This is a genomic window from Intestinimonas timonensis (genome assembly GCF_900626145.1).
In the GTDB taxonomy this organism is placed as follows: Bacteria; Bacillota; Clostridia; order Oscillospirales; family Oscillospiraceae; genus Intestinimonas; species Intestinimonas aquisgranensis.
Map to the genome: position 1 here is coordinate 354,831 of NZ_LR130817.1, position 13,066 is coordinate 367,896.

Sequence of the window (13,066 nt, forward strand, 5' to 3'; positions counted from 1 at the left end):
CGGAAAAACCCTGATATCAAAACAGACAGAGGGTGATTCTATGGCGACCACCTACAACAATCTATACCTGGATACCCGAAAACGCCTGCGGGCTCACGGTGTGGAAATGGCCCAGCTGGAGGCCAGGGAACTGGTGTGTTTTGCCGCCGACAAGACCCGGGAGCAGTTCTTCCGGGATTTGTCTCTTTATGCCTCCAAAGAGGTAGAGGAGAAGGTGGAAGAGCTGACCCAGCGGCGTCTGGCCGGGGAGCCAGTGGCTTACATTATCGGGGAGTGGGAGTTTTATGGCCTGCCCCTGGATATCTCCAGGGACGTGCTCATCCCCAGGTCCGACACTGAGGTGCTGGCCGAGAGGGCCATTCTGCTGGCCAAGGCGGCAGGAGAGGGTGCCCGGGTGCTGGACCTGTGCGCCGGAAGTGGCTGTGTGGGCCTGGCGGTGGCCGCCCACGCCCCCAACTGCCGGGTGGTGCTGGCCGACCTCTCTGAGGCGGCCCTGCGCATCTGCAAGCAGAACGTCCGCCGCAACAACCTCAACGCCCGGGTGACCTGCGTTCAGGCGGACGCCACACAGGCGCCGGCGGCCAGCCTTTGGGACTTTGATGTGATCGCCTGCAATCCACCCTACATCCCACACAAGGACCTGCCCGACCTGGATGTGTCGGTGCGGGACTATGAGCCCTGGGCTGCCCTGGATGGCGGCCTGGACGGGCTGGACTTTTATCGAGCAATTGCTCAGCGTTGGGGCACTGCCCTGCGGTTGGGCGGCAGCCTCATCTTTGAGGTAGGCATCGGTCAGGCAGCCGATGTGGAGAAGATCATGGCCCAGAACGGCTTTGAGAACATTGTCACCCACCAGGACACCCAGGGCATCTGGCGTGTGGTGGAGGGGACCGCCAACCACTGACGGAGGAGAGGTGTATGGAGCGGTTGAGCCGGGCGTTCAGCCTGTTCATCGTCTTTCAGTTCGTCACCCTGGTGGCGGGCGTCTGCGCCATCCTGCTTACAACGAGCGGGCTTTACGTCGTGTTCCTCTTCGGCCAGGTCATCTCCATGATCGTGTTCAGCATCGTTACCAGCAATCTGCTGGAGCGAGATTTGCGCCAGAAATATCCGGAGGTCAAGCCGGATCGGCATATCTCCGTGGGTACGGGCGGCATTCGGTTCGGCGTGGACTGGCGCGGCCCGTTGAAGACGCGGGCAGGCAGAAGCCAGGACCAGTCGGCAGAGGAAGTGTTTCGGAAGCAGGAGATCACATGGCTTCTCGTGATCGTGACCATGGTGGTACTGGTCGGGCTGGCGTCAGCAGTTTATTGACCCCGGCGCTGCTCCGGCCCGGAGCTGCGGGAATGGGGAGCGCTGATTCGTTTAAGGAGTGAGTCATTTGGCAGATAAGAAGAAAAACCTGGTGGAGGCGGCTGCCCCCGCCAGCGATAAGAAGAAGGCCCTGGAGACCTGCATGGCCCAGATCGAGCGGACCTACGGCAAGGGCTCCATCATGCGCCTGGGTGAGAACGCAGGTGTAGTGGTGGAGGCTATCCCAACCGGTTCCCTGTCCCTGGATCTGGCCCTGGGCATCGGCGGTGTACCCAGAGGCCGCATCATTGAAATCTATGGCCCTGAGTCCTCCGGTAAGACCACCCTGGCCCTTCACATTGTGGCCGAGGCCCAGAAGCGGGGAGGCGAGGTGGCCTTCATCGACGCTGAGCACGCTCTGGACCCCTCCTATGCCCGGGCCCTGGGGGTGGACATTGATTCCATGCTCATCTCCCAGCCCGACACCGGTGAGCAGGGTTTGGAGATCTGCGAGGCCCTGGTCCGTTCCGGCGCCATCGACGTAGTGGTGGTGGACTCCGTGGCCGCCCTCACCCCCAAGGCGGAGATCGAGGGCGATATGGGTGACTCCCATGTGGGCCTGCTGGCCCGGCTCATGAGCCAGGCCCTGCGGAAGCTGGCCGGCTCCATCGCCAAGACCAACTGCATCGTCATCTTCATCAACCAGCTCCGGGAAAAGGTGGGCGTCATGTACGGCAACCCGGAGGTCACCACCGGCGGCCGGGCCCTGAAGTTCTACGCCTCCGTCCGTATGGACGTGCGGAAGGTGGAGACCCTGAAGAACGGCTCCGAAATGATCGGCAACCACGTTCGGGTAAAGGTAGTCAAGAACAAGGTGGCTCCCCCTTTCCGGCAGGCGGAGTTCGACATCATGTTCGGCCAGGGCATCGCCAAGACCGGCGAGCTCATCGACCTGGGCGTCCAGCTGGACCTGGTGCAGAAGTCGGGTTCCTGGTTCGCCATGGGTGAGACCCGCATGGGCCAGGGCAAAGAGGCCGCCAAGCAGTACCTGCTGGATAACCCCGAGGTGGCCGAGCAGCTGGAGGCCGATATCCGGGCCAACTCCTACAAGCTGCTGCCCACTCAAGCCAAGGCGGCCGCTAAGGCCGCCGGACGGGCGGTAGACGTGTCCGCCGAGGATTTCGAGGATGCGGATCAGTAAGCTGGCCGCATCCAAGCATAAAAAGGGCCGCATCCTGGTCCAGTTGGACAGCGGAGAGCTCCTCCGCATCGGCGAGCGGGAGGTGGTAGCCTTCTCTCTGTATGTGGGCAAGGAGCTCACAGCGGAGGAGAAGACTGCACTGGAAAACGCTGCCCGGGAGAGCGGCCTGAAGGACCGGGCCCTGAGCCTGCTCACCACCCGGCCCATGTCCCGCAAGGAGCTGACTGACCGCTTGATGGAGCGGGCCGACGCCACGGATGAAGAGGCTGAAGCGGTGGCCGACGAGCTGGAGCGATTGGGTCTCCTCAATGACCGTACTTATGCCGAGACCCTGGTGCGGCACTATTCCGCCAAAGGCTACGGGCCCTACCGGCTCCGGGAGGAGCTGCGCCGGCGGGGGGTGCCCCGGGAGTACTGGGACCAGGTCCTGGGCGACCTGGATGACCCGGCGGAGACCATCGACGCCCTCCTGCGCCAAAGGCTCCGCGGAAGGATTACTGACCGGAAGGAACTCAAGCGGGCCTCCGATTATCTGGCCCGGAAGGGGTATCACTGGACCGACATCAGCGCGGCATTGCGCCGCTACGACGCATCACTGGAGGAGGATGAAATATGAACGCCATGGAATGTCTACTGACCCGACGCAGTATCCGCAAGTACAAGAGCGATCCCATCTCCCGCGAGACCTTAGAGGAGATCTTGGCGGCGGCCTGCTGTGCCCCATCGGCCATCAACATGCAGCACTGGTATTTTGTCGTCATCCAGAGCCCGGAAAAGATGGCGGAGTTCCGGGAGGTGATGCGCCGGGTGATGGTGGCCTTCCATCCAGTGCTGGAGGACCGGTTCAAGAAAAATCCGGAGACCATTCAGGAGACGGAGAGCTTCCTGGTGAGCCTGGGCGGGGCCCCGGCTGTGGTGTTGGCCTTTTTCCTCAAGGACAACTTCCCCGACCGGGACGGCGCCATGCAGAGCGTCTCTGCTGCCATTGAGAACCTGATGCTGGCCGCCTGGGAGAAGGGCATTGGCTCCTGCTGGATGTCGGCGGCCCAGCGCATGGGCTTTGGTCCTGAGATCCAGGCCAAATATGCCCCCGGCAAGGGTGAGTTCGTCTCCGCCATCGCCCTGGGCTATCCCGACCAGTCCCCCAAGATGCCGCCCCGCCGGGAGGGTCGCTGCATCTTCCTCTGATCTGAACAAAGAAGGAGAGCATCCACTTGAAAGTTGCATTCGTATCCCTGGGCTGTTCCAAGAATCTGGTGAACACCGAGCAGATGATGGCTCTGTGCCGGTCGGCGGGCTATACCGTCACCGGAGAGCCCGAGGGGGCCGACGTGGCGGTGGTCAACACCTGCGGCTTTATTGACTCGGCCAAAAGTGAGGCCATCGACACCATTTTGTCCATAGCCCCGCTGAAAAGCGCAGGTAAACTGAAAAAGCTGCTGGTGACCGGCTGTCTTACCCAGCGCTACCAGGATGAGATCCTGGAGGAGCTGCCCGAGGTGGACGGTATCCTGGGCACCGGCAGCTACACCGACATCGTTCCCGCCATCGAGTCCGTCATGGAGGGGGACACCCCCACCTACTTCGGGGACATCGACCATACCATCGAGGATGGCGCGCGTATGGTGTCCACGCCCCCCTATACCGCCTACCTGAAGATTGCCGAGGGCTGCGACAACCGCTGCGCCTACTGTATCATCCCATACCTCCGGGGCCGCTACCGCAGCCGGGACTTCGAGTCCCTGCTGGAGGAGGCCAGGGGCCTGGCGGACAGCGGCGTGAAGGAGCTGCTGGTCATCGCTCAGGACATTACCCGGTATGGCACCGACCTCTACGGCCGCCGCCGTCTGGGCGAGCTCCTCACTGAGCTCTGCAAAATGCCCTTCCACTGGATTCGGCTCCACTACCTCTATCCTGACGAGATTGACGACGAACTCATCGACGTCATCGCCCTGGAGCCCAAGATCGTCAAGTACCTGGACATCCCCATCCAGCACATGAGCGACAAGATCCTGAAGGCCATGAACCGCCGGGGGGACAGCGCCCTCATCACCGAGGCGGTATCCAAGCTCCGGGCCAAAATGCCCGACCTGGTGCTGCGCACCTCCATCATCGTGGGCTTCCCCGGCGAGGGAGAAACCGAGTTCGAGGAGCTGTGCCAGCGCCTTCCCCAGCTGGACTTCCAGCGGGCGGGGGTCTTCCCCTTCTCCTGTGAGGAGGGCACTCCCGCTGCCAAGATGGCAGACCAGGTTCCCGCCGATGTGGCCCAGCACCGGGCCGAGCTGCTGGTGGATGTCCAGTCCAGGGTCATGGACCGCTGGAACGAGGAGAAGCTGGGCACCGTCATGGAGGTCCTCTGTGAGGGCTTCGACGCCGACATGGGCTGCTGGGCGGGCCGGACCTATGCCGACTCCCCCGACATCGACGGCCACGTGTACTTTACCGCCGCCGGTACCGTACCCGCTGGTACCTTTGTCAACGTGCGTATCACCGGCGTGTCCGACGGCGACCTGACCGGCGAGATCGAGGAGTGAGACCATGAATACAGCCAATAAGCTCACCATGACCCGGGTGGTCATGATCCCCATCTTCCTGGCGGTTTTGTACCTGGTCATCCCGCCCTACAACCACTACATCGCCCTGGCCATCTTCATCCTGGCCAGTGTCACCGACTTCATCGACGGCTATGTGGCCCGGCACTACAACCAGATCACTGACTTTGGCAAGTTTATGGACCCCCTGGCCGACAAGCTGTTGGTGGTCTCGGCTATGCTGTGGTTCATCGAGAGTGGGCAGATGCCCGCCTGGGCCGTCCTCATCGTGGTGGCCCGGGAGTTCGCCGTCACCGGTCTCCGGCTGGTGGCCGTGGACAACGGACGGGTCATTGCCGCCGGCTGGTCCGGCAAGGTGAAGACCGCCTCCACCATGGTGTGCATCTGCATCATGCTGCTGAGCATCCCGTCTTGGCTCAATACGGTATGTGTGGCCGTCATTGTGGTCACCACCCTCTACTCCGGCGTGGAGTACTTTGTCAAGAACCGGGACGTCCTCAACTGGAACAAGTAAGAAAAAGGTCCCCGGCAGTTCAATGTGAACTGCCGGGGACCTTTTGCGTGTTTCACCGGTCAGAAGGCGTGGAGGAGGGAGGCCAGCAGAAAGCCGGCTACGGTCCAGATCGCCAGAGCGCACAGGATGGCCCCCACCGTTTTCCAAAAGGTCATGGGAGCGGTGGCCCGGAGGGGATAGCCGCAATGGATGCAGGCGGCGGCCAGGTCGGAGACCTCCCTGCCGCACTCAGGACAGTGGGTGAGGGCCATAGATCTTCCACCTTTGCTGTTTGTTTTCGATCCCATTATATTATAGATCGCCTAAACCGAATAAGATGTGATAAATCAATAAAAAGTAATGTGGCTTCTCAATTCTTTATAGGCATATTGACAAAATTAAATTTGTATGATCTATAAGTATTAGGCCTTGTTTAAAAAATAAAAGTTGCACAAGAAACCAAGTTATGCGAAGCTATGAGCATGAAACGATATGAATTAACAAAAGAACAATGGGAACGAATCAAGCCGCTGCTGCCACCGGAAGAAACGGGAAAGCGGGGTCGTCCCCGGAAGGATAACGGGATCATGCTCAACGGAATGCTCTGGATCGTCCGGAGCGGTGCGCAGTGGCGTGAGCTGCCGGAGACCTATGGTCCTTGGCAGTCTATATACGCAAGATTCGCCAAATGGCGGAATGAGGGCACTCTGGAAGCGGTATTCCACACACTGTCTGCGGACGCGGATATGGAGAACCTGAGCATGGACTCCACTTGCGTAAAGGTGCATGAAAGCGCAAATGGCGGGGAAAAAAACGGCGGATAAGGCGGTTGGCCGTACCAAAGGCGGGTGGAACACAAAGCTCCACGCTGTCGTAGACGGTCTGGGAAACCCGGTGGAGTTCCTTCTCTCCGCTGGAAATGACCACGATTCGGTTCACGCTGTTGAACTGCTGAAAAAGGTCAGAATCGGCGGGAGTGCCGTGCTGGCAGACCGGGCCTATGGTGCCCGGACGATTCGGGAATATATCTCAGCGCACGGGGCCAGCTATGTGATCCCGCCGCAAAGCAACGTTTCCGATCCCTGGCCGGTTGACTGGCATCTGTATAAAGAACGCCATCTGGTGGAGTGTTTTTTCCAGAAAATCAAGTGGTTTCGCAGAATCGCCACCAGATATGACAAGTCGGATGCTTCCTTCCTAGCCTTTGTGTAGCTTGCCTCCATCGCTATTTTGTTGCTTTAGCACAATCTCCGCCTTTTTTCAAACAAGGCCTAATCATATCGATCAGACTGCATTGGATCTTATCAAACAGGAAGCTGCGCATAATCTAAATGACAGTGCCTATGATTTTGCTGGATTGATGAATGACCTATCGATTATTTTTGTGGAACAGGAAATTTTAGAGCATTATGAACAACTCCCGGTAACAAGGTCCAATGACGTGGTCATAGATAATATGGAGACTGAGATTTTGCACGAGTATGGAGCTCTGGGTGGTCAGTATAAAGGGAATGTGGCCAGAGGTGTAACAACTACAGAGAATTTCAATTTTACTATTTCTCTCGGTGGAACTGTCCATAAAATTAACATAGGAGGGACAGTAACATTTAGTGCTAGTAGATCTATTACTGGGCCTGGACAAAACGATACTTTATATAATGGAAAACAAGCGACTCACAATTTTGCCTGCGCAATCCTCTTTGGTACGATCACACGGACGACATGGGATCTTGTCGACCGAGTCACTGGGGAGGTTGAAAGTTCTCATGAAACAGTTCAGATTCCCCGGTCCACATCGAATACGGTTACATATACGTCACTAGCGTCCATCCATGCCGACGGCTCAATCGAAATCAACAGCGCGGATCCTGACTATGGCGCGGTATCGTTGTGGGACAATTTGAATGAATTTCGAAATGAAATTGAAGAGGCACCTTATAAATATTTGAAGGGATCTGTTTCGGCGAGGTGTGATGTTTGCGGGCAAAACTGATGGCGGTGTTAAAGGAGTGCTGGTGATGCCAATCATCCATTGTCCAGAGTGTGGCCGGGAGGTTTCGGAGGATGTCGTGGCCTGTATCCGTTGCGGCGCGTCTTCGAAGCAGGTCCAGGAGGAGCGGTTCGCCCTGGTGCTTCTCTCCAAGAACATGGACTATGAAGGCCTTCTCCGGCTCGTACAGGTAGAGGCCAGTCTGGAGGACCGAGAACAGGCCGAGGCGTTGCTCAGCGCGCCGCCGGTCCTCCTCCGGCGGGGATTGACTCGAAGCGAGGCTTTGTCCTTTCTGAAACGGCTGGGCTCTCGGGCCACTATGAAGCTGGTTCGGGACGGCGGCGAGACAGAGTCCGAGTTGCTCTCCGCGCCGGAAGTATCCCAGACCTCTCTGGATGGCCGCAGCCGGGAGCGGGTTCTGTGGAAGTGGTGGTCCGGGTTGAGCGTTTTCGGCGGACTTCTGCTGATGTGGTGCGCGCCTGTTTTCGGGAAGTGGCTCGAAAGTGCGTATCTTTTGCGTGTGGATGGCGGTATGTGGGTGGGCTATCTTTTTGTCTTCTACGCGTTTATGACGGCGGGCATCCAGCTCACCGGCCTCCTGTTTGCTGTGGGTGGGACGGTCCTCTTCTTCCGCAAGGTGCTCTGAGATAGATACCTCGTCAAGGCATCCCCGCCGGGGATGCCTTGACACATTTTCCGGAACATGATAATATACTGGAGACATAGGAGAAACCGGCGCAAGGAACGGAAAGAGTAGCGCGGGGGAGCATACCGGAAAGAGAGAGACCGTCACCGGCTGAAAGCGGTCTTACGGCAGTCCCGCGTGAAGTGCATCCGGGAGCGCGGGGGCGTAATGCCCCACGGCCAGGCCCCGTTACCAGCCCGCGAGTGAGAAACGAGAGTGGAACCGCGTGCGTGGATGAACGGCGCCTCTCATGCCTTCGGGCATGGGAGGCGTTTTTTGTGTCTGGCCAACCCACATAGAACGGGAGGTACCCCATGTTCAAACGACTTTCAGAGACCCTGGGCGCCTATCAGGCCCGTGACCCGGCGGCCCGGAGCAAGCTGGAGATCTTTCTCCTCTACCCCGGTGTCCACGCCATCATTTTTCACCGGGTTTCCCACTGGCTCTACCGCCACAGGCTCTTCTTCCTGGCACGGCTTAATTCCCAGATCGCCCGGCACCTCACCGGCATCGAGATCCACCCCGGCGCCAAGATCGGCCGCCGCTTTGTCATTGACCACGGCATGGGTATCGTCATTGGCGAGACCACCGAGATCGGGGACGACTGCCTCATCTACCATGGGGTCACCCTGGGCGGCACCGGTAAGGACCACGGCAAGCGCCACCCCACGCTGGGCAACAACGTGATGGTGTCCGCCGGTGCCAAGGTGCTGGGTCCCTTCAAGGTGGGGGACGGCGCCCGCATTGCCGCCAACGCCGTGGTGTTGAGTGAGATCCCCCCGGAGGCCACCGCCGTGGGCGTTCCCGCCCGGGTTGTGCGTATCGCCGGAGAGAAGGTGGACTTCGCCTCCTCTGTGGACCAGATCCATGTGACCGACCCGGTGCAGAAAGAGCTCCAGGCCCTCTCCTCCCGGCTGGAGTGGCTGGAAAATTATATCGATGAACAACATAGAATGGAAAATAGATAAGGAGTCAGACCGCCATGAAACTGTATAATTCCGCGTCCCATACCCGGGAGGACTTCGTCCCCCATACCCCCGGCAAGGTGAGCATGTACACCTGCGGCCCCACCGTCTACCACTTTGCCCACATCGGCAACCTGCGCAGCTACCTCATGGAGGATGTGCTGGAGAAGTTCCTCAGGTACGACGGCTATGATGTGACCCGGGTCATGAACATCACCGACGTGGGCCATCTGTCCTCCGATGCCGACACCGGTGAGGACAAGATGCTCAAGGGTGCTCAGCGGGAGCACAAGACCGTCATGGAGATCGCCCAGTTCTACACTGACGCCTTCTTCGCCGACTGCAAGAAGCTCAACATCAAGTATCCCGATGTGGTCCAGCCCGCCACCGGCATGATCGACAGCTATATCAAGGTCATCACCAAGCTGATGGAAACCGGCTACGCCTACTTTGCCGGCGGCAACGTCTACTTCGATACCTCCAAGCTGGACCACTACTACGTCTTTAACGACCACGACGAGGAGGACCTGGCAGTGGGCGTCCGGGAGGGCGTGGAGGCCGACGAGAACAAGCGGAACAAGACCGACTTCGTCCTGTGGTTCACCAAGAGCAAGTTTGAGGATCAGGCTCTGAAATGGGATTCTCCCTGGGGTGTGGGCTATCCCGGCTGGCACATCGAGTGCTCCTGCATCTCCATGAAGTATCTGGGCGAATACCTGGACATCCACTGCGGCGGCGTGGACAACGCCTTCCCCCACCACACCAACGAGATCGCCCAGTCTGAGGCCTATCTGGGCCACCCCTGGTGCAAGTATTGGGTCCACATCGCCCACCTGGACACCGCCGGCGGCAAGATGAGTAAGTCCAAGGGCGAGTTCACTACCGTCTCCACCCTGGAGGAGAAGGGCTACGATCCCCTGGTCTACCGTCTGTTCTGCCTCCAGTCCCACTACCGGAAGGCCCTGGTTTTCACCTATGAGAACCTGGACAACGCCAAGGCCGCCTACGAGAAGCTGGTGGGCCGGGTGGCCGCCCTCAAGACGGAGGGGACCGCCGACGAGGCTGCCATGGAAAAGTACGACGCCGCCTTCCGGGAGGCCCTGGGCAACGACCTCAACACCTCCCTGGGCGTCACCCGGCTCTACGATGTCCTCAAGGCCAAGGACCTTTCCGACGCTGACAAGCTGGCTCTGGTGGGTAAATTTGACCAGGTGCTGGGTCTGGACCTCCTGAAGAAGGCGGAGGCCAAGCGGGCCGAGCAGGCCAAGGCCACCACCACTGCCTCCGCCGGCGGCTACACCGTCACCGGCGAGGGGGACGCCGAGATCGACGCTCTGGTCCTCCGGCGCGGTGAGGCCAAGAAGGCCAAGAACTTCGCTGAGGCCGACGCCATCCGCGACGAGCTGAAGGCCAAGGGCATCGAGGTCACCGACGTGCCCGGCGGCGCTGTGTGGAAGCGGATCTGAGCCATCCGCCGCAATAGGATAGAAAAAGGCCCTTGCTTCGCATTTTGCGAAGCAAGGGCCTTTTTACAGCCGGTTCAGCGGATGGTCCAGGTATAGTTGTCGCTGCCGGGGAGGAAGGAGACGAAGGTTTCCACTGCGCTGCGGGCCTTTTCGGTGGCGTCGGTGAGCAGCCCCTCGTCAATGGCCTGCTGCTCCACCTCAGCCTTCTGGTCCCGGGTGAAGCCGGTGTAGTCCTCGATGGTGATGGGGTTGAAGATGTTGCGGGTCTCGTCAAAGACCTGGATGCTGTCCTCCGGGATCTCATGGGAGAGGATCTTGCTCTCTGGCAGGGTGATGGTCACAGCCTTCTGGATCTCGTCCACCTCCACAGTGGCCCCGCTCAGGTCCACGCCAGCTTTGATGACGCCGTCGTAGGAGACGAGGAAGCTCTTGGTGGTAAAGGGCACCTTCCAGCCGTAGAAGTCCAGCTGATTTTCAAATTTCCCCATGTTGGTGTAGTGGTACTCCACCGATACCAGCTCCTGGACCGACCGGAGCTGCTGGCCCAGCAGATCGCTGGTGATGGTGGGCTGCTGTTCGCGGCCGCTCCAGAGGGCGCCCAGCCAGAAGGCCAGGAGCAGGAGAAGGATGGCCCCAGCCGCCCAGAAGAGCTTGCGCTTCAAGCGAAAAAAGGTGTGGGTTTTGGCCTCTGTCATAGGGTGTTTCCCCCTTTCTTCCGCATATCATAGCGGAAAAAAGGAGAAAATGCAAGCCAAACAGGAAATATGGCGAAAAACAACGGCAGCCGCCCGGGCCGGTGGGCCGGGGCGGCTGTCACTGTTACGGGTAGTCCTGCCCCCCCCCCATCAGCCGGGCGGCATGGCTGCGCAGGTCGGAGAGGGTGTTGATCTGTTTCATCCGCCCGCTGAGCCGGGACTGAATGTCCTCGGGCAGGGCGTGGAGGTAGGCGTCCGCCTCCGGGTCGTGGCGGCACAGGGCGTAGAGATCGGCGTAATCCCGCCGCATGGGGCATCACCTCGCCCCTAGCATTTCCACGTTCCGCCGTCGCCAACCCAGGAAGATCATCCCTGCCAGGCCAGCCCCTCCAGGGCGGACCGGGCCAGCAGGGCGGCGTCGATGGCAAGGGCGGAGTCGTCGGTGCGGAATTTGGGGCTGTGCCAGCCGGCGTTCTCCCGGTCCGGGAAGCCGGAGCCCAGCCAATAGAAGAAGTAGGGCACCTCACGGCCAAATTCCGGGAAATCCTCCGAGCTCATCTCCGGGGCTGTGCCCACGATGTTCTCCTCTCCCACAACGGAGGCTGCCGCCCGACGGGCCAGGGCGGTCATGACGGGGGAGTTGAAGAGGAGAGGGGCGGCCTCTTCACAGGTAAAATCACAGCCGCAGCCGTAGGCCGAGGCAATGTCGCGGGTGAGTCGTTCCACCCGGTCCTGGGCCATCATCCGGGTCTCGTGGGAGAAGGCCCGGATGCTCCCCGTCATGGTGAGGTGGTCAGGGGAAAAGTTCTCCGGCGTCCCGGCGTGGATGGAACAGACGGCGCACACCAGCGGGTCCTCCGGGGCGGTATTGCGGCTCACCACGGACTGGATGCCCTGGATGATGGCCGCCGCCGGCACGATGACGTCTATACACTTCTGAGGGGTGCCGCCGTGGCCGGTGACCCCGTGGAGGACGATGGTGAAGTTGGCCTTCTCCGACATGAGAGGGCCCTCCTGAACGGCTACCTTTCCTGCGGGGATCTGGGGCCGGTTGTGAACTCCAAAGACACAGGCCGGTTTGCTGGGCAGCTTTTCCCACAGGCCATGGGAGAGCATGATCCGGGCGCCGCCGGTGGTCTCCTCGGCGGGCTGGAAGAGGAAGGCCACATTCCCGGCGATCTCCTCCCGCATGGTGGAGAGGAGACAGGCTGCGCCATAGAGCCCGGCGGTGTGGAAGTCGTGGCCACAGGCATGCATGACGCCGGGCACCTCCGACACAACTTCCCCTTCCTCCGGCGTCTCTTGGACGATGGCGTCAATGTCGGCCCGGAGGGCTACGGTGGGTCCAGGTTTTCCGCCCCGGAGCAGGGCGGCACAGCCGGTCTCCATACCCAGGTCGATGAGTTCCAGCCCCAGAGCGGTCAGCTTTTCCTTCAGAAGGGCGGTGGTACGCGTCTCCCGCCAGCTCAGCTCCGGGTGGCGGTGGAGGTCGTCTTTGAGCTGCCTGAGCGCCGGAAGAAACGACTGAGCCTGTTTCAGCAAGATATCCATAACGATCTGTCCCTCATTTCGTGGTGTTGTGTCGAAAAAAATAACAATTCCGAGGTATCACCAGTTGTTTTCGGCGGAGATCTGTATTATAATTATACATTATTCACCGAATGGACCTTAATGCGAATACCCACATATAGTATAATCCCTGTCACTTTAGATCACAAGGAGGAGA

At 59.9% G+C, this 13,066-nt stretch carries 15 protein-coding genes and 1 pseudogene; 12 read left to right on the forward strand and 4 right to left on the reverse strand.

Features of this window, described 5'->3' with window-relative positions; genetic code table 11:
• Positions 1-40: 40 nt before the first annotated feature.
• The 7 genes from prmC (at position 41) to pgsA (ending at position 5,560) form a co-directional block, all read left to right on the forward strand.
• The gene (gene prmC, locus E0E29_RS07890; protein WP_130849404.1) at positions 41-904 is read left to right on the forward strand and encodes a peptide chain release factor N(5)-glutamine methyltransferase; all 864 of its coding nucleotides are present in this window, start codon (positions 41-43) and stop codon (positions 902-904) included.
• Positions 905-918: 14 nt separating this feature from the next.
• A complete protein-coding gene (locus tag E0E29_RS07895; RefSeq protein WP_130849405.1) occupies positions 919-1,314 on the forward strand; it encodes a hypothetical protein in 396 nt (131 codons plus the stop codon).
• A 67-nt stretch (positions 1,315-1,381) separates the two neighbouring features.
• On the forward strand, positions 1,382-2,494 hold the full coding sequence (gene recA / locus E0E29_RS07900; RefSeq protein ID WP_130849406.1) for a recombinase RecA: 1,113 nt from the start codon (positions 1,382-1,384) through the stop codon (positions 2,492-2,494).
• Positions 2,481-3,110, forward strand: a complete 630-nt coding sequence (locus E0E29_RS07905) for a regulatory protein RecX (protein ID WP_130849407.1) — start codon at positions 2,481-2,483, stop codon at positions 3,108-3,110. The genes recA and E0E29_RS07905 overlap by 14 nt, the downstream gene beginning before the upstream one ends.
• The gene (locus tag E0E29_RS07910) at positions 3,107-3,682 is read left to right on the forward strand and encodes a nitroreductase family protein (RefSeq protein ID WP_130849408.1); all 576 of its coding nucleotides are present in this window, start codon (positions 3,107-3,109) and stop codon (positions 3,680-3,682) included. Before E0E29_RS07905 ends, E0E29_RS07910 begins: the two co-directional genes overlap by 4 nt.
• A gap of 26 nt (positions 3,683-3,708) precedes the next feature.
• On the forward strand, positions 3,709-5,028 hold the full coding sequence (rimO, locus tag E0E29_RS07915) for a 30S ribosomal protein S12 methylthiotransferase RimO (RefSeq protein WP_130849409.1): 1,320 nt from the start codon (positions 3,709-3,711) through the stop codon (positions 5,026-5,028).
• A 4-nt stretch (positions 5,029-5,032) separates the two neighbouring features.
• Positions 5,033-5,560, forward strand: coding sequence for a CDP-diacylglycerol--glycerol-3-phosphate 3-phosphatidyltransferase (pgsA, locus tag E0E29_RS07920; protein WP_130849410.1), 528 nt, complete (start codon positions 5,033-5,035; stop codon positions 5,558-5,560).
• A 59-nt stretch (positions 5,561-5,619) separates the two neighbouring features.
• Here the strand turns inward: pgsA and E0E29_RS07925 are convergent, their stop codons facing one another.
• On the reverse strand, positions 5,620-5,811 hold the full coding sequence (locus tag E0E29_RS07925; RefSeq protein ID WP_130849411.1) for a zinc-ribbon domain-containing protein: 192 nt from the start codon (positions 5,809-5,811) through the stop codon (positions 5,620-5,622).
• Positions 5,812-6,015: 204 nt separating this feature from the next.
• On the opposite strand from E0E29_RS07925, the pseudogene E0E29_RS07930 reads away from it, so the two are divergent.
• The 5 genes and pseudogenes from E0E29_RS07930 (at position 6,016) to cysS (ending at position 10,645) form a co-directional block, all read left to right on the forward strand.
• A pseudogene (locus E0E29_RS07930) lies at positions 6,016-6,751 on the forward strand (IS5 family transposase).
• A gap of 82 nt (positions 6,752-6,833) precedes the next feature.
• On the forward strand, positions 6,834-7,532 hold the full coding sequence (locus tag E0E29_RS07935; RefSeq protein ID WP_130849412.1) for a hypothetical protein: 699 nt from the start codon (positions 6,834-6,836) through the stop codon (positions 7,530-7,532).
• Between the two features lie 25 nt (positions 7,533-7,557).
• Positions 7,558-8,175 carry a zinc ribbon domain-containing protein gene (locus E0E29_RS07940; RefSeq protein ID WP_165449837.1) on the forward strand — a complete coding sequence of 206 codons (618 nt, stop codon included), beginning with the start codon at positions 7,558-7,560 and terminating at the stop codon, positions 8,173-8,175.
• Positions 8,176-8,528: 353 nt separating this feature from the next.
• On the forward strand, positions 8,529-9,182 hold the full coding sequence (gene epsC, locus E0E29_RS07945; protein WP_165449838.1) for a serine O-acetyltransferase EpsC: 654 nt from the start codon (positions 8,529-8,531) through the stop codon (positions 9,180-9,182).
• 14 nt (positions 9,183-9,196) lie between these two features.
• Positions 9,197-10,645 (forward strand): cysteine--tRNA ligase, encoded by a 1,449-nt coding sequence (gene cysS / locus E0E29_RS07950; RefSeq protein WP_130849414.1) that lies wholly within the window; start codon positions 9,197-9,199, stop codon positions 10,643-10,645.
• Between the two features lie 74 nt (positions 10,646-10,719).
• Here cysS and E0E29_RS07955 read toward each other — a convergent pair whose 3' ends face one another.
• From E0E29_RS07955 to E0E29_RS07965, 3 genes are all read right to left on the reverse strand, one after another.
• Positions 10,720-11,340 (reverse strand): DUF4230 domain-containing protein, encoded by a 621-nt coding sequence (locus E0E29_RS07955; protein ID WP_130849415.1) that lies wholly within the window; start codon positions 11,338-11,340, stop codon positions 10,720-10,722.
• 124 nt (positions 11,341-11,464) lie between these two features.
• A complete protein-coding gene (locus tag E0E29_RS07960) occupies positions 11,465-11,650 on the reverse strand; it encodes a hypothetical protein (protein WP_130849416.1) in 186 nt (61 codons plus the stop codon).
• 56 nt (positions 11,651-11,706) lie between these two features.
• Positions 11,707-12,891: a M20 metallopeptidase family protein gene (locus tag E0E29_RS07965; protein WP_130849417.1), complete on the reverse strand. Its 1,185-nt coding sequence runs from the start codon at positions 12,889-12,891 to the stop codon at positions 11,707-11,709.
• Positions 12,892-13,066: the final 175 nt, after the last annotated feature.